This is a genomic window from Micromonospora sp. NPDC003816 (assembly GCF_042874705.1).
Classification (GTDB): Bacteria; Actinomycetota; Actinomycetes; order Mycobacteriales; family Micromonosporaceae; genus Micromonospora.
The window spans coordinates 572,769-593,564 of record NZ_JBIANP010000001.1; the positions used below are offsets into that span (position 1 = coordinate 572,769).

The window sequence follows — 20,796 nt, forward strand, 5'->3', positions numbered from 1 at the left end:
CGATCACCGCAGGGCGAGAAACGTCGGCGCCGCGACGAGCACCCCCACTGCGGTGCCGGCGATCACCTGGGCGACGGTGTGATCCCGCAGCCGTACGCGCGACCAGCCGACCAGCGCCACCAACGGGGCGGTGGCGAGGAGCACGGGACCGAACGCGACCACGAGCACCCCCGCCGACCCGGCGGCCACCGCGGCGTGGATGCTGAGCTTCCAGACGAGGTTCACCGCGGTCACCGCCACCCCGAGCAGGAACATCACCACGATGATCGCGGTGACCGGTCGGGGCGCGCCGAGACCGATCATCAGCGACAGTCCCACGAGTACGGAGAGCAGGCCGTACAAAAGAGGGGTCCGACGCTGTTCGCGGACCCGGATGTGGTGGTCGGTCAGCCGCCCACGGCGGACGTCCCACCAGATCAACGCGTTGGGGATCGCCGAGCAGAACAGCGCGCCGACCAGCGCCCAGCCGAGGCCGTCGACGAGGGGCGACACACTCGTCACTCCGATGACGACGGGCATGGCCGCGGCCAGCAGCGCCGGTGCGAACACCTCGGTCACCACGCGCGCGGACCGTAGCGCCGGTCGACCGGCCTCGACCTCCCTGGTGTCGTGCACGTCCCGCATTCTGCCCCGTCGGGCCGGGACATCGCGGCAGGGGCTCGCGCCGCGTGGGGATCCCGCGATCGACGCCGGTTGGTTATGCTGCCCCCTTGTGCCGCCACTATTGTGGCGCGGCGCGAGGCTCGATGGACCGGACGTCGGACCAGGACACGAGGGCGGACGGCAGGCACGGGATCGTCTCGGTGGAGGCTCGCACGGGGGAGGCGCGGCGACGATGTGGCGGCAGAGACGGCAGATCCAGAAGCTGATCCGCCAACTCGTGGTCGACCTGCCGGCACCGCTGACGCTTCCCGGGACGATCTCCGCACTGGCCGCCGCCCGTCGCCGGGACATCCAGGTCCTTGCCATGACGATGGGCGAGCAGGCCGGTCCGTGTGGGCTGTGGGTGGCGACCACGGAGACGGACTACGTGCTCTACAGCCGCGACTCGTCCCCGGTCCTGCAGACCCAGACGATCCTGCACGAGTTGATGCACATCGCCCTGCGACACACCGGGAAGGTGGTGCTGCCGCCCACCACGCCGGAGCCGCCCGACGCGGCGGACGTGCAGGCACTGCTGGCCCGCTCGTCGTCGACGTTCCACGACCGCCAGGAACACGACGCCGAGCTGCTGGCCACCTACCTCGGCGCACAGATGGCCACCGCCGGCCAGGTGGGCGGCTTCGACGACCTCGCGGACGAGACGGCGGCGGTGATGTACCGCATCGCCGCCACGCTGACCGACTGAGCCGGGAGGTACGCATGCTGGTGGCGGCGGGCCACGTCGTGGCGCTGGTGGTCGCCGTCGCGGCGTTCGTCGTGAAGCTGGGCGCGCTACGGCGTGACCCGTCGAACCCGAGGATCCTGGCCAGTCTGGGGATCTGCCTGGGCTGCGGCGTCGCCGTCACCGCAGGGTGGGCCCCGGTGCACAGCTTCATCGACGGAGTGTCCGGGGTGCCGAACCTGGCCAAGCCCGTCGAGCACGGCGCGGCCCTGATCACCGCCACCGCCATCCAGTTCCTCTTCCTGCACCTGGGGGATCCGCAGCGGGCGCGTCGGTCGATGCGACGGCGATGGCTGTTCCTGGCGGTGGTGGCCACCGTCATGATCACGATGTTCTGGGCGGCCGACTTCGCCGAGTCCGAGCCGATGCACTTCGCCGAGCGCTACGGCGACAAGCCGCAGGTCATCGTCTACATGCTCGCTTTCCTGGCGTACCTGGGCGTCTCCGTGGTGGACATCCTGCGCATGTCGCTGGGCTACGCGCGTTTCGCCGGCACCCGGCTGAAGGTCGTGATGCGGCTGCTGAGTGCCGGTGCGTTCTTCGGCGCCGCCTTCGTGGCGCACAAGGCGCTGTTCCTCGCCTGGAGACTGGCCGACACCACACCCGCCTGGTCCGAGCCGGTCGCGTCGCAGTCACTGGTCACGCTCTCGGTCGTCCTGATCTGTTCGAGCTTCGTGCTCTCCACGGTGTGGCGGACCGTCGACGGTCTGCGGGCGTTCCCCCGCAAGAGCGCGCTCCACCGCGACCTGCATCCGCTGTGGCACCTGCTGTACCAGGCCGTGCCGAGCATCGCGCTGCACCCGCCCCGCCGGCCGGAGCGCAACCCCCGGTGGGTGTGGGGGATCGGACAACGGTTGTACCGGCGGTGCGTGGAGATCGGCGACGGCCTTCAGGCGGTGGGCCCCCCGGATCCGCTGGTGGTGGCGCAGGCCCGGCGGCGCGCCGAGGAGGCCGGTTGGGACGAGGCGCGTACCGCCGCCGCCGGGGAGGCCGCCGGGATCCTGGACGCCGTCCGGCGGTACGCGCAGGGACACGTGGCCGGCGGCACGGTGGAGCCCGGCGTCGAACCGCCGTCGGGAGACATCGGACCCGCCGACGTGGAGGCCGACGCGCGGCGTCTTGCGCCGCTCTCCAGGGTGCTGGGTGAGCCACTGGTCCGCGATTCCGTCGCCGGTACCCTCGACACCCACTAGGTCGGCCGGGGCGTCGGCACGGCACCTGGTCCTCGACGAGGACTGGCGCCGACCCGTGTGGTGATGAGAGCGTATGGGCCGCAACCAGATGACTTGTCCGGGCGGGCGCGTGCGCGGGAAGCGGCAGGAGACCACCATGTCCGAGAAGGGCACCAACCAGCCACGTCTCCGTATCGGCGGCTGGCTCTCCCCGTCCGACTCCGATGCCACCCCGACAGCCTCCGTCCGATCGGGCGGCGGTCGCCATGACCGGCCCGCTGATCTGCCGCGACGCAGCACTCCGTCCCCGCTCCTGCCCCGCATCGTGCTGTCCGCGTCCGCCCGGCCGACCCGTACCTCCGCCGAGGCCGGCACCGTGTCCGGTCCGGCACTCGCGGGTGACGCGCCCGCCACCGACCTGCTTCCGCCGCCCGGCGGGCCGCACCGGCCCGACGGTGCCGGCGCGGCCGACGTTCGGCGCAGGCTGTTGCTCTGCGGGGTCGCCGTGGTCGCCGTGAGCACCGTCGTCGGCGCGACGGCACTGTACGGCGGTGACGCGCCCGAACCGGTACGCGGTGAGTTCGCTGCGGCGGTGCCCGGCCCGGACGTGGACGGGCAACCGCTCGGCCCGGGTGACCTCGGCGCCATCACACCGTCGGCAGCCACGGGGGTGCCCACCCTGTCTCCCGGCGCCATCCCGACCACCGACGGCGGCGGTGCCAGCGTGTCCCGCCGCGCCACTGCGGCCCCCACGTCCGCGGGTCCCGTCCCCGCCGTGCCACCACCGGTGGTGAGCGTCCCCGCGAGTCCCTCGTCGACGCCGACGGCTCCGGCCGGCACCGCCCTGACCCCGGGTACCCGCATCGGTCTGGAGGTGGCCGCCCTGCCCGGCCGTCGGGTGCGGCACGCCGGCTTCCAGGCCCAGGTCGATGCCGTCGACGCCGGCAGCAGCGCCGGTGCGAGGGCCGACTCCGGGTTCGTCGTGCGTACCGGCCTCGCCGGCGCCTGCCTCTCCTTCGAATCGGTCAACTTCCCCGGGCACTACCTGCGGCACCACGAGTTCCGGGTGTTCCTGCACCGTGCCGAAGGCGGCGACGTGTTCCGCGCCGACGCGACGTTCTGCCAGGTCGGCGGCATCGGCGGTACGCACACGTCACTGCGGTCCTACAACTACCCGAACCGGTACCTCCGCCACGACGGTCAGCGGCAGATGCAGGTGTCCCCGATCGGCGACGGCGCCTCCGCGTCCTCGGCCACTTTCGTGGTCCGACCTGCCCTGTGACATGCGCGTAGACCCCGCTCCCCGCTTTCGGACTGGGAGCCGCTCGGGCGGCGGCTGATCGTGGAGCACGGCAACGTGGGGCAGGGCAGCACGCCGAAGATCTGAGCGGCGTGACCGGCCATATCCCGGCCGCGGCGGAACTGGTGCGACGCGCTGCCGGGATGATCGCCGCCAGACACCGTGGTGACCTCGCCGCCACCGCCGGACGGCCCGAGACCTGACCGGCGGAGACGCCACCGGCGGCCCTGTCCCACGGGTACGGGACAGGGCCGCCGGGGTGCTCACCCCGGCGGGCCCACTGCGGGCCCGCCGGGTGTGTGGTGGTGGTTCAGCGTTGCAGGGTGATCAGCGTTGCAGGGTGAGTAGTCCGGGGCGGTAGGGCAGGAGGCCGTAGTCGCCGCCGGAGTTGGGTGAACGGCCCTGGTAGAGCAGTTGCAGGTTGCAGGCGTTGACGGTCATGGTCTGGTCGGCGTTGGTGCGGATGAGTTCGCCGTGGCTGATGTCGTTGGTCCAGGTGGCGCCGCTGTTGGCCTTACCGGCGAAGGGGTTGCTCTCGGTGGCGGCCTGGGGGGTCCAGGTGCCGCCGAGGCTGGTGGCGGTGAAGGAGCGGAAGTAGCGTCCCTGGGAGCCGATGGCCTCGACGAGCATGAGGTACCGGTTCTCGCCCTGGAGCTTGTAGACCTGCACACCCTCGAACAGGTTGTTCGTGGTGTCGGTCATGATCGTGGTGTAGTTGGAGCCGAAGCTGCCGGGGAAGTTCCCGATCGGCATGCTGGCCCGGTAGATGCGGCCGTTGTCACCGGCGAAGAAGAGGTACATGTTCTGGCTGTCACCGATGAGAGCCTGGTCGATGGGGCCGGTGCCGGAGTTGGAGATGGATCCGGTGAACAGCGTCTGCGCCGGCCCCCAACTGTTCACGTCCGCCGGGTTGGTCGACGTGCGGTAGGAGAACGCCGGGCCGCCCCACTGGTAGGCCAGAACCCAGACGTTGCGCGGTGCGAAGTAGAACAGTGAGGGGGCGACGGCGGAGAACGGCATGGCGTTCTGGCTGGCCGAGCCCATCTGGTTCCAGTTGGAGAAGAGGCCGAAGTTCATCGACCCCCAGCTGGTGCCGGTGTCGTGGGTGGTGGCGTAGACGAGCTGCTGGCCGTTGTAGGGGGCGTGGGTGAAGTCCTTCAACGACGCCCAGCCCGAGCGCGGCTGCGCCAACGCGCCGGTCGAGGACCACCGGTACGACGACGGCAGACCACACGTACCCGACGGCGGCGGAGTGGTGGGCGTGGTCCCACCGTCGACGCGGACGAGCTGCCACTGCTGGTTGGCGCCGCCCCAGTCGTCGTACTGCACGATGTTGCCGCCGTCGGCAGTGGACGCCCCCTGCACCTCCACCGCCTTGTTGCTGTTGCGGTTGATCAGGCGCACGTGCCCGCCGTCGGAGTCGGCGAGCCGGAACTGCTGGTTGGTGCCGTTGCCGTCGCTCCACTGCACGATGGACGCGCCGTTGGCGGTGGAGAAGTTGTAGACGTCCAGCACCTTGCCCGAGTGCCGGGACTTCAACCGGTAGTAGCCACCACCGGAGTCGACGAACTGCCACTGCTGCTGGTTACCGTTGTTGCGCGTCCACTGGGTGATCCGCGCGCCGTCGTTCGTGGCCAGGTTGTACACGTCCAGGGCCTTACCGCTGTTGCGGTTCACCAGCACGTACCACGCGTTGGTGTCGACCGTGGCCGCAGCGGCGGGCGTCGCCAGCACCGCGGCGGCGGCACCACTGACCATCACCGCTGCCACGCCGGCAGCGATGACCCGCGGCAACCACCGGCGCCGCCGCGACGGCGGTGCGATCGATGGAGATCTACCGAAGGCAGACATGATCCTCCTTCAATGACCAACAGATGAGCGGTCCACCCGGAGCCGGGCGCACCGTGACGCACGGGTCGGACGCGAGCACGGGATGGCAGCGCTAACATGATCGCCGCTCTCCTCGGGCGCGCCCGATCCCAGATCCGGCGTAGCGAGCTTGCCCGGTAGACCGCAGGCGCCGTCCTTAGGCATCGACTGTGAGCGATAACATGCCGTTCGTCAAGTCGTAACGTTCCCGACTCGACACCCCCGCGCCGGAGCTGCCGCACCGACGATCAGGGGTGGCCGTGCACGCCCGACGAGCCGGCGGGGTGAGCCTCCGGAGTTCCCGTCGTCGCGATCGGGAGTCGACCCGCCGTGTCAGCTGTCGAACCAGACGACCAGTCGCACGTGGTCGCCGGCCACCGCGTGCCAGGCGCGCCCGTGATGGCTCGCCTTGCCGACCAGGAGCTCTCCGGCGCTCGTCGGCCGGTACTCGTGAATCCGGTCGTCCACCCGGGCGCATCGACCGGCGACCATGGCGAACCCGCGCCTCCCGGCCGGACCTCCACGCCGCCGTCGATGTCGGTGCCCACCGTCTGCCCGCCTCCTGCCGCGCACGCCCGCCTCGGTGGCGGACACCACCGCGACGCGCAGTGGCCGGAGGCCGGTGCGACGGTGGCTGTCATAATGACCCGGCGACGAGTCGATGTGCCTCGCGTCGCCGACCCGGCCGCGAGGGTGCCACGCCGGCCCGAGGCCCGGACGAAGGGGAGTGGCGATGGCGATCAAATCGATTCCGGGCGCTGCCCGCAACACCAGGCAGCGGGCCGAGGTCGTCGGGCTGCTCGACGAGCTGACCGAGTTCCGTAGCGCCCAGGGGTTGCACGCCCAACTGCGGGACCAGAAGGCGTCGGTCGGCCTGACCACCGTCTATCGCACGCTCCAGGCGTTGGTGGACGCGGGCGAGGTCGACACGGTACGCCTGCCCTCCGGCGAGCAGTTGTACCGCCGGTGCAGTCGTACCCACCACCATCACCTCGTCTGTCGCGACTGCGGTCGCACCGTGGAGGTCGTCGGCCCGGCGGTGGAGGAGTGGGCCGAAGGTGTCGCGGCTCAGCACGGTTTCACCGACCTCAACCACACGCTTGAGATCGTGGGTGTCTGCGCCGACTGCGCGGCCCGATAGCGCGGCTCCTCTCGGGGCTGACGGGGGTGGCTCGCCGGACTCCGTGGTGGCTTTCCGTGTTCGGGCATTGACGGGTGGTCACCGGCATGGTGTGCTCAGTCTAACGAAAGCGAAAACCGTGATCGTTAACTGAGGAGGAGCATGTCTCTCACCGTGCCGCCCGACCTGCTGCGGGCCGCCGAGTCCGGCCCGGTCGACGACGAGGAGTTCGTGGCCTGCGTACGGGAGTCGTTGCCGTACGCCTGGCAGACCGTCAGCCGCGTGGCGTCGGATCTGGCTGCCTCGGGCGAGGAGTTCGCCGACAACGTGCTCCCGCCACCCAGCGAGGCGGAGCGGGGGCAACTGCTGCGGGCCCTGGCCAGCGACGCCATCCGGTCCAGCCTGGAGCGTCACTTCGGCGTGAAGCTGGCCTTCCAGAACTGCCACCGGGTCGCGGCCTTCCGGCCGGCGGCAGTCGACTCGGACACCTACCGCCGGTTCGTCTCCACCCGGGGCCAGTTGCTCAACCAGTCGCCCGAGCTGCGTGACTGCTGATCACCACCGCACCCGGCGAGCGGAACGCGGTGTGCACGCGCACCTGTTCCTGCTCGCCGGGCAGCGGCCCGGCGACACCCACGCCGACGCGCTCGCCGACGCCCACCGGTACGGCCGTGCGGCGGAGACCGCCGGATTCACCGGGGTGTGGATCGCCGAGCACCACTTCATCCCGTACGGCGTCTGTCCCTCGGCGGTCGCCTTCGCCGCGCACCTGCTCGGCGCCACCCGGCGCATCACGGTCGGCACCGCCGCCTGTGTGCTGTCCAATCGGCACCCGGTGGCACTCGGGGAGGAGGCGGTGCTGCTGCACGAACTCTCCGGCGGCCGGTTCCGGCTGGGGGTGGGCCGGGGTGGCCCCTGGGTGGACCTCGAGGTCTTCGGTACCGGCCTGGACCGGTTCCGGCACGGCTTCGGCGACTCGGTGGAACTGCTGCTGCGGTGGCTCTCCGGCGAGCCGACCGTGGCCGGCAACGCGCGCTTCCCGTTCCGGCCGGTGCCGGTGGTGCCGCGACCGCGCAGCGGGGTGCCGCTCTGGGTGGCCGCGACCACCCCGGGCACCGTCGACCTCGCCGCCCGGTACGGCCTTCCGCTCCTGCTCGGCCTGCACGCCGACCTGGCCGAGAAGGCGGAACTGCTGGCCCGACACGCGCGGGTGGCCACCGCGTACGGGCGCGATCCGGCCGGCATCCACCACGCCAGCGCCCATGTCGCCCAGGTGGCGGCGACCGACGACGCGGCGGCGCGGGCGGTTCGCGCCGGTCTCCCTCCGCTGCTGGCCGGCACCCGGGAGTACGTCCGGCTGGACGGTGCCGCGGGCGGGCGTCGCGATCCGGAGCGCTATGTGGACCATCTGATCGACATCCACCCGGTCGGTTCGCCCCATCGATGCCGGGAGGCGGTGGCCCGGGCGACGGCGCTGCCGGGCGTACGCCATCTGCTGTTCATGGTGGAGGCGGCCGGTGGCCGGGACGCCACCCTCGACACGATCCGTCGGCTCGCCGTGGACGTCCTCGACCTGCCCGTCCCGCAGACCGAGCCGGAGACGGCGTGGTCTGCCGGGGGTGGCGCCCCGTAATCGAGACGGACTCCCGGTGACCATTTTCTGACGCGATCAGCGGGTTCCGCGCGGCGGAAGCCGCACCACCCGTTACCATCGCGCTTGTGGAAACGGTTCCCGTTAGCGTCAAGGGGTGGTCGCGGTGAAGGTAGCGTTCGTCGGCAAGGGCGGCAGCGGGAAGACGACGCTCACCGCGCTCTACGCCCGTCACCTCGCCGCCGCGGGCCGGCCGGTGCTGGCAATCGACGCCGACATCAACCAGCACCTCGCCGTCGCCCTCGGTGGACCGGACCACGCCGCCACCCCCGTGCCGCTCGGTGCCCACCTGCCCGCGATCAAGGAGTACCTGCGCGGCGACAACCCGCGCATCGGCTCCGCCGCCGAGATGGTGAAGACCACCCCGGCGGGGCGGGGGTCACGCCTGCTCCGGGTGGACGAGGAGAACCCGATCTACACGAGCTGTGTGGCGCCCGTCGGTGAGGTGCGGCTGGCGGTGACCGGCGAGTTCACCGCCGAGGACCTGGGGGTCGCCTGCTACCACTCCAAGGTCGGTGCGGTGGAGCTGCTGCTCAACCACATGCTCGACGGCCCCGGCGAGTACGTGGTGGTGGACATGACCGCCGGTGCCGACTCGTTCGCCTCGGGGCTGTTCACCCGCTTCGACCGCACCGTGCTGGTCTGCGAGCCGACCGTACGCGGAGTCGGCGTCTACCAGCAGTACGCCGGCTACGCCCGGGACTACGGGGTGGCCCTGTCCGTGATCGGCAACAAGGTCGAGGACGCCGCCGACGTGGAGTTCCTCCGCGAGCACGTCGGCGACGACCTGCTGACCTGGGTGGGGCGCTCGGCGTACGTGCGCCGGGCCGAGCGGGGCGTCCTCGGACCGCTGGAGGAGGTGGAGGCGGAGAACCGGGCCGCGCTGGGCCGGCTGGCCGAGGTCGTGGACGCCACCACCCAGGACTGGGAGGCGTTCACCCGCTGGGCCCACGAGTTCCACCGGCGCAACGCCGTGGCCTGGGCCAACGACCGTACGGGTGTGGACCTCACCACGCAGATCGACCCGGACTTCCAGATGGGCCCCGCGACGGTACCCGCCTGAGCGGCGGCAGCGGGCGCGGCCGGGTTCGACGGGCCGCGTCCGGACGCGGTCCGCGCGAGCACTGCCACCCGGGCAGCGGCCGCGCGGACCGGTGACGCCGGTCAGGCGTCGGTCATCGGGAAACACCCGGCGAACGGGTCGGGGTAACCGCGCCAGACGTCCTCGCCGTCGGCGAGTTCGGCGTCGGTGAGCAGGCATCCGGTGAGGGTGTGCCGCAGCGCGGCCGGGTCGAGGTCCAGACCGACGAAGACCAGGTGCTGGTTGCGGTCGCCGTAGTAGGGATCCCATTCGAGGGCGGCGGCGAGCCTGCGATGGTCGGAGACCTCGTCCCAGTGCGTGTCCGGCAGGCAGGTCAGCCAGCGCCCGAGCGAGCCGAGGCCGAGGCCGCCGCCGGCGAAGTCCCAGGCGACGACCGCCTCGGGTTGGCTGGCCAGCCAGAGGTGCCCCCGGGAGCGGATCACGTCGGCGTTGACGTCCTCCAGCACCGCGTGCAGGCGCTCGGCGTGGAACGGCCGGCGGGCCCGGAACACGACCGAGACGATCCCCTGGTCGGGGTGGGGTTCGTGGACACCGAGCAGGTGCCCTTCCAGGCCGCGGACCAGCACGCCAGGGGTCTCCGGTCGGTGCCGGTCGGTCCGGCGCAGCCGCCGGGCCAGGGCGTGCGCGTCGACCAGGTCGTCGTCGACGCGGATCTGGATCGCCCACGGCGCGATGCGTGCCAGCAACGTCGCGAGGCGGTGCGTGTCGTAGCCGCCGTCGGGGGAGTGTCCCCACAGGACGTGGGTGTCGGCGTACTCGATCTGCCGGACGACGACGTCGGCGAGTGCCCGGTCGTCGTCGGCGGCGGCGTGGATGTCCAGGGTCTTCAGGTCGTCGGTGCTGGCCAGGCCGTCGAGCAGGTGTTCGGCGTCGACGACGGTGACGTAGGAGTCGACGTGCAGCAGGTCGGTCAGCGGCGTGCCGTCGACGAGGCAGTGGGCGCAGGCGGCGGCGACCGCCTCCGGCTCGACCACCTCCGGCAGCATCAACACCAGGTCCCGGTGCGGATGGGTGCCGGCCAGCCGGGCGAGAGTGGGGAGCACGTCGTCGCGCAGTGTGCAGGAGGCGCAGCCGTGGGCCAGCGTGATCCGCTCGTCCTCCAGCACCCCCGACCGGTCGCGGACCACCCGGTGCACGACACCGGCCCGTACGTCGCCCAGGTCGTGCCGGACCAGCAGCAGCGCCGGGTCTGCGGTGAGCAGCGTGCGGGCGACGGCGTAGGTCGCGGCCGGCCAGAAGCCACTGAGCACGGTCAGTGAGGGCGGTCCGGCTCGCTGGACGGCGGCCGGGCCGGTCGACGTGACGGATGACGTGGACATCACAGCCCTCTCGACTTAGTTGAAAACGGTTGTCATTATATACACGTGATCGTTCCCGAGACGAAGCCCGTCGCGCCCGCCTCCTCGGCGTGCACCCCGGACCTGTCGGGAGCGGTCCTGTCGTTTCCATCTGTGAAGGAGCAGGCCATGTCGCGACGCTGCGACGTCACCGGGGCGAAGCCGAGCTTCGGCAACGCCGTGTCCCACTCCCATCGGCGGACCCGCCGCCGGTGGAACCCGAATCTGCAGAACCACCGCTACTGGCTGCCCTCGGAGCGCCGCTGGATTCGGCTGACGCTGACCGCCAAGGCGCTGCGGACCGTGGACCGCGACGGCATCGAGAAGGTCGTCGCCCGACTGCGCGGCAGGGGGGTGACGGTCTGATGGCCCGGCAGACCGACGTCCGGCCGATCGTTCGCCTGCGCAGCACGGCCGGCACCGGCTACACCTACGTGACCAGGAAGAACCGCCGAAACGACCCCGACCGGCTGGTGCTGCGCAAGTACGACCCGATCGTGCGCCGGCACGTCGAGTTCCGCGAGGCACGCTGATGGCCCGCACCGGCCTGGTCGGTCGTCAGGAACGCCGGGTGGAACTCGTGGCCCGGTACGGCCCGCACCGCGCCGCTCTCAAGCGGGCCATCGCACACCCGGGGACCGACCCGGCCGACCGGGAGGACGCGGTACGCCGACTCGCCCGGCTGCCCCGCGACTCCAGCCCGGTCCGGCTGCGCAACCGCGACATGATCGACGGTCGCCCCCGAGGTGTTCTCGCCCGGTTCGGGCTGTCCCGGGTCCGGTTCCGCGAGATGGCCCTGCGCGGCGAGCTGCCCGGCGTCCGCAAGGCGTCCCGCTGAGACGCGACGCCGAGGGACCCGGTGCCGCCACCGACGGGTGAACCCCGATTGTCCCGCCCGGCGTCCGGTGCCGACGTCGGGCGGGCGCGGCTGTCGGAGGGGCGTGTGAAGATCCTCGCCGTGACCGAATGGATCTACAACGAGCGTCCGACGGGCGTACGGTTCCTGACCGAGCGCATCGGGGAGCCCGGACGCGACGAGATCGAGGCCGAGATCTGGGCCTGGATCGTGCGCGGCGAGACCGACGCCGACGAGTTCGTGGACTTCTTCGACCAGGACGAGCAGCGCCACGGTGCCACCGACGAGGAGTTGCGCGCGGCGTACGGGACGGCGCTGGCGGCGCGGCGGGAGCAGCAACGCGGGTGGGGCGAGGTGTGCGGCAACCTCACCCGCGCCTTCGCCGAACTCCACCGGCGCGGAGTGGTGGCCAGGGAGAACTTCAGCTGCTGCGGCACCTGCGCGGCGGGCGAGATCCACGACGAGCGGGACGACTCCCGGCACTGGCACGGTTACCTCTGGTATCACCAGCAGGACACCGAGTCGCTCATCGACAGCGAGGACGGCCAGGTCTGGCTCGGCTACGGCGCCTATCCGCCGGTGGACTTCGACGAGGCCGCCTATGCCGCCCTCTCCGAGGCCGAGCAGCAGGCCGGCTACCAGGCCGACCTGGAACGCCTCCTGGACGACCTCGTCTTCCCGGTGCTGCGCGAGCACGGCCTGCGGGTGGAGTGGAACCGCAAGCAGTCCCAGCGGATCCGCGTCACCGGCGCCCAGTGGTACGCGTCGGTGATCTGAACGTCGGCACCGGCGGGCCGCCCCCGGCTCGCCGGTGCGACACCCGGTAGGACTGCCGGCTGGCGGGCTGGTGTGCCCCGGCGCGACCTCAGGACGACGGCTCGGCCGCTGACACGTCGCCTCCCGTGGCGGTCGCCCGGTCGAGGACGCGGCGCAGGTTGGCGCCGAAGACGTCCGCCCGCTCGGTGGGGGAGAGGTCGTCCAGACCGACGGGCTCCAGCGTCTGCGCGAACGACACGTGGTCGAGGCTGGGCGGGAAGTCCGAGCCCCAGTACAGTCGGCGGCTCCCGAAACGCTCCAGGAGCAGCTCGACGAAGGGGCGGGCCGCCGTGTGCGGCCAGGCGTGCGGCGGCTCGCTGACCGCGTACAGGCCGGAGATCTTCACCCCGACGTGCGGCAGCGGGGCCAGGTCGAGCAGCGGTGTCAGGGTCTCGGCGGCCTGCTGCGGGTCGGGGGGCGTCGCCCGGCTGCCGGGCAACCCGAGATGGCTGAACAACACCGGGCATCCGTCGAGGGCGGCGAGCGCGGTGCCGAGTCGGCGGGTGGCGGCCGGGGTCGCGTTGAGGCTGAGCACCGCACCGGCCGTGATGAGGTCGCCGGCGGAGCCGGCCACCCAGTCGGTGAAGCGGTCGGCCGCCTCGGCGTCCGTCAGGTACACGGCCAGCCCGACGAACCCGGCTGCCCACCAGCGGGCCAACTGCCCGTCCGCCGGTCCACCTGGTGGAACGTAGGCGACCGGGGCAATCCAGGGGTGCCGGGCGGCGAGACCGGCCAGGTAGTCGTTGTTCCCGGCGAAGCGCGACTCGCCCTCGTATCCGACCACGAGGGCCCGATCGATGCCGTGCACACGACGGATGTCCTGATATGCGGCGATCTCCTGGCCGCCGGCAGGGGAGCGCCCGTACCTGCCCGGGTAGCCGTCGGCGAACAGGTGCAGATGGGCGTCAGCGCGGTCCATGGTCACGGACGATAACCCAAATTCTGGCGGGTTATTGACGCGGACACCCCCCTGACTTAGGTTCTTGTCTCAATTAGGTCCGGATTGCAGGTCGCGAGCGAGGGGTGGGCCGGGTGGCGCGGGGACACGACGGGGTTGATGAGCTGGTACGGCTGAGGCGTCAGCTCCATCGCCACCCCGAGCTGCGGTTTACTGAACACCGTACGGCCGGGACATTGGCCGAGAAGCTTCAGCCGTTTGGGCGGTTGCGGACCGGAATCGCCGGTACCGGATTGCTCCTCGAACTCGAAGGGTCCCTCCCGGGGCCGTCGGTCCTTCTTCGGGCCGATATGGATGCCTATCCCGTGCAGGACGCCAAGACCGCCCCCTACGCGTCGACGAACGCCGGGGTCTGTCACGCCTGCGGACACGACGTGCACATGACCGTCGCCTACGGCACCGCCGCCCGGCTCGCCGCCGCACCGCCGGCCCGGGGCTCGGTCACCGTGCTGTTCCAACCGGCCGAGGAGATCCCGTTCGGCGAGACCTCCGGAGCCGCCGCCGTCCTCGTCGACGAGGCGCTGCGCGGCCGACGCTTCGACGCCGTACTCGGCCTGCACTGCTGGCCCGACCTGCCGGTCGGCGCGCTCGGTGTGGACCGCACCACCGCCATGGCGGCCAAGGACGCGTTCCGCGTCGAGGTCCTCGGCCGGGCCGCGCACGCCGCCACCCCGGCGCTGGGCCGCGACGCCATCCTCGGGCTCAGCGGCATGGTGAACATGCTGCACGCCGCCGTGGCCCGGTCACGCAACGCCGACGAACTCGTGGCCTTCAACATCGGCACCATCTCCGGCGGGGCCAGTCAGAGCCAGGTCGCCGGGTACGCGGAAGCCACCGGCACGCTGCGCACCCTCGACGAGGGCACCCGCGAGCGGCTCAAGACGGTCATCGAGCGGGTCGCCCGCCAGCAGGCCGCCGCGCTCGACCTCGGCGTTCGCTTCACCTGGGCCAACGAGATGCCGCCGGTCCGCAACGCGGCCGAACTCGTCGCGCTCGCCCACGCCGAGCTGCCCGGCCTCATGCAGGTGACGGACCTCGCGGTGCCGCCGCTGACCACCGACGACTTCGCGCTGCTCGGCGCACTTGGCCCCAGCCTGTACGTCAAGCTCGGCGTCACCGGCGAGCGTGGTGGCGCGCCCCTGCACTCCGGCTCGTTCGACGTCGACGAGCGGTGCCTAGAGGTCGGTGTGACCGCCTTCGAACGGCTCACCCGGGCGGTGTTGGACGGACGGCTCGCCGTCGATCCGACCGGCAGCGCTACCGCCGCCGGTGCCGCTGTGGCCGTACCGGAACCCGCCGGGCCGGACGCGACCGTCGCGGCGGTGACGGCGTGAACCGCGTGGCGGGGCGCGCTGCCCCGGTACCCGTCGAGGGCACCCGCTCCGGCGGAGGCGCGGCATGAGCGCCGTGCCGGAGGTCGCCGTCGTCGGCGCGGGAGCGTTCGGGCTGCGGCACGTCGCCGCGTACCGGTCGCTCGGCGTACCCGTGACCGCGCTGGTCGACCCGGACCCCGCCGTGCGCGACCGGGCCGCCGCCGCGCACGGCGTCGCCCGCACCTTCGGCACCGTCGAGGAACTGCTCACCGCCGGCGCCCCGCAGGCCGCCTCGGTCTGCGTGCCCGGACCCGCCCACCGCGCGGTCGCGGTCGCGCTGCTCGCCGCCGGGGTGCCGGTCCTGGTCGAGAAGCCCCTCGCGGCGACGGTCGCCGACGCCGCCGCGATCGTCGCGGCGGCCCGCACCCACCGGGTCCTCTGCCAGCCCGGACACATCCTGCGCCACAGCGCCCCGCACCGGGCGCTGTACGACGCGGTCCGCGCCGGCCGGCTCGGCCAGGTGCTGGCCGTCTCCTCCCGTCGGGACCGGCCGCGCGCACTCAGCCGGATCTTCCCCGACGAGCACCCGGCCCTGCTCACCGCCGTGCACGACGTCGACCTGGCCATCTGGTACGCCCAGTCGCCCGTGGTCGAGGTCCGCGCGACCGCCCGGACCCGACCGGGACCGGCCTCGCCGGTCCTGGTGTGGGCGGAGCTTCGGCACGCCAACGACGTCGTGTCGTCGATCCGCAACAGCTATCTCCTACCTGACACCACGCCCAACCACACCTCGGACCTGGTCGAGGTGTACGGCACCGACGGGGTCGGCCACGTCGACCTCGGCCACCCCACGCTGCTCGTCCAGGCCGAGCGGACCGAGGCGCCGGACTGGCTGCTCTCGCCGGCCGACGGCGGCGGCGCGCTCGCCGCCGAACTACGCCACTTCGTCGGTCAGGTGACCGGCACCGAGTCGTCGGCGGTCGTCCCGCTCGCCGACGGACTGCACGTGGTGCAGGTCGCCACGGCCATGGCCGACAGCGCCGCCGCCGGTGGCGAACCCCGTCGGATCTCCTCCCTCGAACCCCTCTCCTGACAGGAGCTTGCGCCGATGTTTCGACGTAGATTGACCGGCGTTCTCGCCGCCGGTGTGGCCACCGCCGCGATGCTGGCCGGATGCGGGGGCGGTGGCGACGCCGCCGACGGCCCGGTCACCCTGAAGGTGCTCACCTGGGAGCCGGGCGGCTCCGAGTACTGGCAGCAGGTGAAGACCACCTTCGAGGCCAGCCACCAGAACATCAAGCTGGACCTGCAGTCGGTCCCGTTCGACAAGTACCCGGAGGTGCAGGGGCCGTACATCACCTCGCAGTCCGGGCCGGACGTGATGGCGAACAACGCCGGACTGGAGCTGTTCGACCGGCGGGGCGCGTACGTGCCACTGGGGGACCGGGCCGCCGAGATCAACAAGGACCTGGTCACCTACAGCGGCGCCTGCGAGGGCTTCGACACCAGCAAGGCCTGCTTCGGCGTGCCCTTCTCCTACCAGGGCAACGTCCTCTACTTCAACAAGGACGTGCTGCGCGGCGCCGGGCTGGACCCGGAGAACCCGCCGGCCACCTGGGACGAGTTCGGCGCCGCCTGCGAGGCGATCAAGAACTCCGGCAAGACCTGCCTGGCGCTGGGGCTGTCCGGCACCTTCCCGGCGTACTGGGACTTCCCGGAGATCGCCCGCAACTACCTGACCGAGGACGACATCCGCGGCCTGCTCGCCGGCACGCTGTCCTGGAAGGACCCGAAGCTGGTCCAGGTCCTGGAGAAGCTCGCCGAGATCACCACCAAGGGCTGGACGAACAAGAACGCCCCGTCGATCACGATGCTGCCCGACGGCGCGGACATCTTCCAGCGCGGTGACGCCGCCTTCGCCGGCACCATCATCTCCGACGCGGTGAACTGGGAGGCGTTCGGCAAGGCCCTCGGCGACGACAAGCTCGGCGTCACCCGGTGGCCGGTGATCAACCAGTCCGCGCCGCTGGCCGGGAAGTTCTCCGGCATCGAGGGCGCCGTCTACGGCGTGACGCAGTGGAGCGAGAAGAAGGAAGCCGGCCTGGAGTTCATCACCTGGCTGGCCGGCAAGGAGAACGGCGAGCTCTGGGTGAAGCACGCCAAGGGTCAGCCGCTCAACAAGAACGTCGACCCCGCGTTGCTGCCCTCGTCGCCGGCCTTCAAGAAGATCCAGGAGTTCGTGGCCGAGCCGACCCTGCACGCCGGTGTCATGCTCTCCGGCCCGGAGGCCGACGCACTGGCCCGAGGCTGGCAGCAGATCACCCTCGGTCAGCTCACCGTCGACAAGTGGGCCGACCAGATGCAGCAGGCGCTGGAGCGCAGCCCGACGAAGAAGCAGGGCAACTAGTCGCACCGGGTGGGGTGGCCGGGCGCCACCCCACCCGCCAGCCTCCGGGGAGGACAGCCCGATGAGCATCTCCACCGCGTCGGCCGCCGATTCGGCCGTCGCGACGAACCCACCCCCGCCGGTACGCCGCAACCGGCGACCCCGGCACGCCCGGGAATGGTGGCTCGGCGCCCTGCTGGTCCTGCCGGGAATGGCCCTGGCGGTCACCTTCAAACTGGTGCCGCTGATCCGAGGCGTCATCACCAGCTTCGAATCCTCCAGCGGGTTCGGCGACAGCTCCTTCGCCGGCTGGGACAACTACACCCGGATGTTCGACGACCCGGTGGTGCTGGCCAGCTTCCGCAACGCCCTGCTGGTGGTGGCCACCCTGCCGGTCTGGATCGTGCTGCCGCTCGTGCTGGCGGTGCTGATCCACCAGCGGGCACCGGGCTGGAAGTTCTTCCGGGCCGTCTACTTCGTCCCGTACACCATCGCGCCCATCGTGGTCGGCATCATGTTCCGGCAGATCCTCAGCCCGGACGGACCGATCAACGCCCTGCTGCGCGCCGTCGGGCTGGAGCCGCTGGCCATCGAGTGGCTCAACGGGCAGAACAGCGCGCTCTTCTCCCTCGTCGCGGTGGCCCTGTGGAGCTTCTTCGGCCTCGGCGTGATGACCTACCTGGCCGGGCTCGCCACCATCCCCGAGGAGGTGCTGGAGGCCGCGTACCTCGACGGGGCCAACTTCTGGCGGCGCCTCTACTCCGTCGTGGTGCCGATGCTGCGCCCCACCGTGGCGTACTGGAGCGTGCTCTGCGCCTCCGGCGTGCTGATCTGGCTGTTCCCGCTGATCTACGCGTTGACCCAGGGCGGCCCCGGCAACGCCACCATGCTCCCCGAGTACCTGGTCTTCCTCACCACCTTCCAGTTCCTCGACCGGGGGTACGGCTCGGCCATCGGCATCGCCCTGTTCGTCTTCGTCGCCGTGTTGTCGATCTTCAGCGTGCGGCACATGTTCAAAGAGGGGACCCGGAAGCCGCGATGAACCGGCGACACTCCGCCCAGATCGGGCGTTACCTGTTGGTCTTTGCGTTGGTGGTGGTCGCGGTGGCGGCGCTCTACCCGCTGCTGTTCACCGTGGTCAGCTCGCTCAAGACGCAGACCGGGTTCGCCCGGGATCCGCTCGGACTGCCGGCCGGGATCACCTTCGAGAACTACGTCGAGGCGTTCAAGCGGATGAACATGCCCCGACTGCTGTTCAACTCCATCATCACCACGGTCGGCGGACTGGTGCTGTCGGTGCTGGCCGCCATGCTGATCGCGTACACGGTGACCAAGCTGCGTTTCCGGGGCGGCAAGCTGGTCTTCCTGTTCATCATCATCACCCTGACCATCCCCAGTCAGGCGATCATCTACCCGCTCTACCAGACCGTGCTGGACCTGGGTATGTCCGGGGAGTACCAGGGCCTGATCCTGGCGTACGCGGCCTTCGGTCTGCCGCTGGGCACGTACCAGCTCGCCGGCTACTTCCAGCAGGTGCCCGACGAGCTGATCGAGGCCGCCCGCGTCGACGGCGCCGGACACTTCACCATCCTGTTCCGACTGCTCGCCCCGATCGCCACCCCCGCACTGGCGGCGCTGGCCATCTTCAACTTCGTCTGGATGTGGAACGACCTGTTGCTGCCGCTGGTCATCATGGGCGGCTCGGACTCCAAGACGCTGATGGTCGGCGTCTCCCTGCTCAGCGGCCAGTACGACGTGTCGGTGCCGCTGGTCAGCGCCGGCCTGATCGTGGCCCTGCTCCCGGTGCTCATCATCTACCTGGTGTTCCAGCGCCAACTCGTCTCCGGTGCGCTCGCCGGCTCCGGCAAGTGAGCACACCGGCCGACCGGCCCGACCCGGATACTCCTCACTGTCCGGGCGCGGGTCACCCCGGTCCCGCCCCCGATCCCGGCACCGGATCGGGGGCGGGACCGGCCCGTGGGCCGGGAGTGCAGGTGTGCCACCTGTACCGCCTGCGTCCCGGGGCGGAGGCCGAGTACGAGCGCCGGCACGTCGAGCTGTGGCCGGAGATGGCCGCCCTGCTCGACGAGGCGGGCGTGTACGACTACCACATCTACCGGCACGGTCTGCTGCTGATCTGTGTGCTGCGGACCCGGTGGGGCTTCGCGCACGCCGGCCGGGTCACCGGCGCCTCCGAGGTGCAGGCGCGCTGGACGGCGTCGTTGTCGCACCTGTTCGCCGAGATCGCCGACGCCGACGGCGAGCCGCTGTGGGCGTATCCCGTCTTCCACCATCCCGGCCGTCGGATGTAAGGAGGGGTCCCCTGCTAACGCCTCGTGTATAGCAGGGGACCCCTCCTTACATGCGTCTAGACGGCGTATGCGATGGAGCCGTCGGCGCGGTGGGGGATGCGGGTGAGCGGGCGGCCGGTCAGGTCCAGCGGGGTCTCGTCGGTGAGGTCCAGGGTGACGCCGAGGCCGGGCTCCTCGGGGATGGGCAGGAAGCCGCCCTCGCGGCGCACGCAGGCCCGCGCCGGACCGTCGGCGAGGGTGTCGTCGAGCGGGGAGTACTCCTGGGTCACGAAGTTCGGGATCGCCGTGTCCAGGTGCACCGAGGCCATGGTGAGCAGCGGTCCGAGGCAGTTGTGGCTGACCACCGCCGCGTGGTACGACTCGGCCAGCGCGGCGATCTTACGGGCGTGGCTGATGCCGCCGGCCAGGCCGAGGTCGGGCCGGACGTACTGGGCCCCGCCCTGCGCCAGCAGCTCCTTGAACTCCCAGATGGTGTGCAGCCGCTCGCCGTTGGCCATCGGCACCCCGAGCGCGCGGCGGCTCAGCTCAGCCTGGCTGCTGACGCTGTCGATCTGGATCGCGTCCTCGACCATCAGCGGGTGCAGCCGACCGACCGCCGGGACGACCGCCTCGGCCTGCAACGGGGTGAGCTTGCGGTGCAGCTCGATGAGCAGGTCGACGTCGGATCCGACCGCGTCGCGGACGGCGGCGGTGGTGGCCTCGGTGTCGGTGACCAGTCGGGCCAGCGACAGGTCACCGTAGTCCGCCGGCAGCGGGTCGAACTTCACCGCGGTGAACCCGTCGGCGACCGCCGCCGCGGCCTGGGCGGCGAGGTCCTGCGCGCCGGTGCCGGGCAGCAGCAGGTGCAGGCGGATCCGGTCGCGGACCCGACCGCCGAGCAACTGCCAGACGGGTACGCCGAGGCGCTTGCCGAGCAGGTCCCAGAGCGCGAGGTCGATCGCGGAGACGGCGGCGGTGAGCACCGATCCCCGGAACGGTCCCATCCGGTACAGGTGGTGCCAGTGGTGCTCGATCCGGCTCGGGTCGGCGCCGAGCAGGTGCGGACGGAACGCCTCCACGACCGCGTGGACCGCTCCCGGATACCCCCAGCAGGCGGACTGTCCGACGCCGACCAGTCCGGTCGAGGTGTGCACCGCGACGAAGTGCGCGTCGCCCCGCACCACCGACTCGACGGCGGTGATCTCCATGCTGCCCCCAAATTAGAGCCCTATAACGGCCAC

23 protein-coding genes are annotated in these 20,796 nt (G+C 71.5%); 17 read left to right on the forward strand and 6 right to left on the reverse strand.

From position 1 onward, the window contains the following. Window positions 1–3 precede the first annotated feature (3 nt). Window positions 4–519: a phosphoesterase PA-phosphatase gene (locus tag ACFYTT_RS02510; RefSeq protein ID WP_236145902.1), complete on the reverse strand. Its 516-nt coding sequence runs from the start codon at window positions 517–519 to the stop codon at window positions 4–6. Window positions 520–835: 316 nt separating this feature from the next. On the opposite strand from ACFYTT_RS02510, the gene ACFYTT_RS02515 reads away from it, so the two are divergent. The 3 genes from ACFYTT_RS02515 to ACFYTT_RS02525 all read left to right on the forward strand — a co-directional run bounded on the left by ACFYTT_RS02515 (window position 836) and on the right by ACFYTT_RS02525 (window position 3,838). Beyond that, window positions 836–1,348, forward strand: coding sequence for an ImmA/IrrE family metallo-endopeptidase (locus ACFYTT_RS02515; RefSeq protein WP_387257291.1), 513 nt, complete (start codon window positions 836–838; stop codon window positions 1,346–1,348). Between the two features lie 14 nt (window positions 1,349–1,362). Further along, window positions 1,363–2,577 (forward strand): MAB_1171c family putative transporter, encoded by a 1,215-nt coding sequence (locus ACFYTT_RS02520; RefSeq protein ID WP_387257292.1) that lies wholly within the window; start codon window positions 1,363–1,365, stop codon window positions 2,575–2,577. 136 nt (window positions 2,578–2,713) lie between these two features. Further along, window positions 2,714–3,838 (forward strand): AbfB domain-containing protein, encoded by a 1,125-nt coding sequence (locus tag ACFYTT_RS02525; RefSeq protein ID WP_387257293.1) that lies wholly within the window; start codon window positions 2,714–2,716, stop codon window positions 3,836–3,838. 345 nt (window positions 3,839–4,183) lie between these two features. On the opposite strand, the gene ACFYTT_RS02530 is transcribed toward ACFYTT_RS02525, so the two are convergent. Together ACFYTT_RS02530 and ACFYTT_RS02535 are read right to left on the reverse strand one after the other, a co-directional pair. Next, entirely contained in the window at window positions 4,184–5,707 is a 1,524-nt protein-coding gene (locus ACFYTT_RS02530; protein WP_387257295.1) for a non-reducing end alpha-L-arabinofuranosidase family hydrolase, read from the reverse strand. A gap of 351 nt (window positions 5,708–6,058) precedes the next feature. Further along, window positions 6,059–6,193, reverse strand: a complete 135-nt coding sequence (locus ACFYTT_RS02535; RefSeq protein ID WP_387257296.1) for a hypothetical protein — start codon at window positions 6,191–6,193, stop codon at window positions 6,059–6,061. 265 nt (window positions 6,194–6,458) lie between these two features. Here ACFYTT_RS02535 and ACFYTT_RS02540 point away from each other — a divergent pair, with 265 nt between their 5' ends. The 4 genes from ACFYTT_RS02540 to ACFYTT_RS02555 all read left to right on the forward strand — a co-directional run bounded on the left by ACFYTT_RS02540 (window position 6,459) and on the right by ACFYTT_RS02555 (window position 9,559). After that, the gene (locus tag ACFYTT_RS02540) at window positions 6,459–6,866 is read left to right on the forward strand and encodes a Fur family transcriptional regulator (RefSeq protein ID WP_131053868.1); all 408 of its coding nucleotides are present in this window, start codon (window positions 6,459–6,461) and stop codon (window positions 6,864–6,866) included. Window positions 6,867–7,007: 141 nt separating this feature from the next. Further along, window positions 7,008–7,400, forward strand: a complete 393-nt coding sequence (locus ACFYTT_RS02545; RefSeq protein ID WP_176093705.1) for an SCO5389 family protein — start codon at window positions 7,008–7,010, stop codon at window positions 7,398–7,400. After that, the gene (locus ACFYTT_RS02550; RefSeq protein WP_387257297.1) at window positions 7,390–8,478 is read left to right on the forward strand and encodes an LLM class flavin-dependent oxidoreductase; all 1,089 of its coding nucleotides are present in this window, start codon (window positions 7,390–7,392) and stop codon (window positions 8,476–8,478) included. The genes ACFYTT_RS02545 and ACFYTT_RS02550 overlap by 11 nt, the downstream gene beginning before the upstream one ends. Before the next feature lie 124 nt (window positions 8,479–8,602). Beyond that, window positions 8,603–9,559 (forward strand): ATP-binding protein, encoded by a 957-nt coding sequence (locus ACFYTT_RS02555; RefSeq protein ID WP_387257298.1) that lies wholly within the window; start codon window positions 8,603–8,605, stop codon window positions 9,557–9,559. Between the two features lie 101 nt (window positions 9,560–9,660). On the opposite strand, the gene ACFYTT_RS02560 is transcribed toward ACFYTT_RS02555, so the two are convergent. Next, window positions 9,661–10,917 carry a CobW family GTP-binding protein gene (locus ACFYTT_RS02560; protein WP_387257299.1) on the reverse strand — a complete coding sequence of 419 codons (1,257 nt, stop codon included), beginning with the start codon at window positions 10,915–10,917 and terminating at the stop codon, window positions 9,661–9,663. 147 nt (window positions 10,918–11,064) lie between these two features. On the opposite strand from ACFYTT_RS02560, the gene rpmB reads away from it, so the two are divergent. The 4 genes from rpmB (at window position 11,065) to ACFYTT_RS02580 (ending at window position 12,568) form a co-directional block, all read left to right on the forward strand. After that, window positions 11,065–11,301: a 50S ribosomal protein L28 gene (gene rpmB, locus ACFYTT_RS02565; protein ID WP_131053864.1), complete on the forward strand. Its 237-nt coding sequence runs from the start codon at window positions 11,065–11,067 to the stop codon at window positions 11,299–11,301. After that, window positions 11,301–11,468, forward strand: a complete 168-nt coding sequence (gene rpmG, locus ACFYTT_RS02570; RefSeq protein ID WP_095565727.1) for a 50S ribosomal protein L33 — start codon at window positions 11,301–11,303, stop codon at window positions 11,466–11,468. Before rpmB ends, rpmG begins: the two co-directional genes overlap by 1 nt. Then, a complete protein-coding gene (gene rpsN, locus ACFYTT_RS02575; protein ID WP_387257302.1) occupies window positions 11,468–11,773 on the forward strand; it encodes a 30S ribosomal protein S14 in 306 nt (101 codons plus the stop codon). Before rpmG ends, rpsN begins: the two co-directional genes overlap by 1 nt. A gap of 120 nt (window positions 11,774–11,893) precedes the next feature. Then, on the forward strand, window positions 11,894–12,568 hold the full coding sequence (locus ACFYTT_RS02580; protein ID WP_387257304.1) for a DUF6891 domain-containing protein: 675 nt from the start codon (window positions 11,894–11,896) through the stop codon (window positions 12,566–12,568). 88 nt (window positions 12,569–12,656) lie between these two features. On the opposite strand, the gene ACFYTT_RS02585 is transcribed toward ACFYTT_RS02580, so the two are convergent. Continuing rightward, window positions 12,657–13,526 (reverse strand): amidohydrolase family protein, encoded by an 870-nt coding sequence (locus ACFYTT_RS02585; RefSeq protein ID WP_387257306.1) that lies wholly within the window; start codon window positions 13,524–13,526, stop codon window positions 12,657–12,659. A gap of 113 nt (window positions 13,527–13,639) precedes the next feature. On the opposite strand from ACFYTT_RS02585, the gene ACFYTT_RS02590 reads away from it, so the two are divergent. The 6 genes from ACFYTT_RS02590 (at window position 13,640) to ACFYTT_RS02615 (ending at window position 19,576) form a co-directional block, all read left to right on the forward strand. Next, window positions 13,640–14,899 (forward strand): M20 family metallopeptidase, encoded by a 1,260-nt coding sequence (locus ACFYTT_RS02590; RefSeq protein WP_387257308.1) that lies wholly within the window; start codon window positions 13,640–13,642, stop codon window positions 14,897–14,899. A gap of 64 nt (window positions 14,900–14,963) precedes the next feature. Then, window positions 14,964–15,971, forward strand: a complete 1,008-nt coding sequence (locus ACFYTT_RS02595; RefSeq protein WP_387257309.1) for a Gfo/Idh/MocA family protein — start codon at window positions 14,964–14,966, stop codon at window positions 15,969–15,971. 15 nt (window positions 15,972–15,986) lie between these two features. After that, window positions 15,987–17,285, forward strand: coding sequence for an ABC transporter substrate-binding protein (locus tag ACFYTT_RS02600; RefSeq protein ID WP_254876823.1), 1,299 nt, complete (start codon window positions 15,987–15,989; stop codon window positions 17,283–17,285). A 61-nt stretch (window positions 17,286–17,346) separates the two neighbouring features. After that, window positions 17,347–18,306: a carbohydrate ABC transporter permease gene (locus ACFYTT_RS02605; RefSeq protein WP_131055425.1), complete on the forward strand. Its 960-nt coding sequence runs from the start codon at window positions 17,347–17,349 to the stop codon at window positions 18,304–18,306. Further along, window positions 18,303–19,136 carry a carbohydrate ABC transporter permease gene (locus tag ACFYTT_RS02610; RefSeq protein WP_131055423.1) on the forward strand — a complete coding sequence of 278 codons (834 nt, stop codon included), beginning with the start codon at window positions 18,303–18,305 and terminating at the stop codon, window positions 19,134–19,136. Before ACFYTT_RS02605 ends, ACFYTT_RS02610 begins: the two co-directional genes overlap by 4 nt. A 122-nt stretch (window positions 19,137–19,258) precedes the next feature. Then, window positions 19,259–19,576 (forward strand): L-rhamnose mutarotase, encoded by a 318-nt coding sequence (locus ACFYTT_RS02615; RefSeq protein ID WP_161595024.1) that lies wholly within the window; start codon window positions 19,259–19,261, stop codon window positions 19,574–19,576. A 56-nt stretch (window positions 19,577–19,632) separates the two neighbouring features. On the opposite strand, the gene ACFYTT_RS02620 is transcribed toward ACFYTT_RS02615, so the two are convergent. Further along, a complete protein-coding gene (locus tag ACFYTT_RS02620; RefSeq protein ID WP_387257314.1) occupies window positions 19,633–20,763 on the reverse strand; it encodes a mandelate racemase/muconate lactonizing enzyme family protein in 1,131 nt (376 codons plus the stop codon). Window positions 20,764–20,796: the final 33 nt, after the last annotated feature.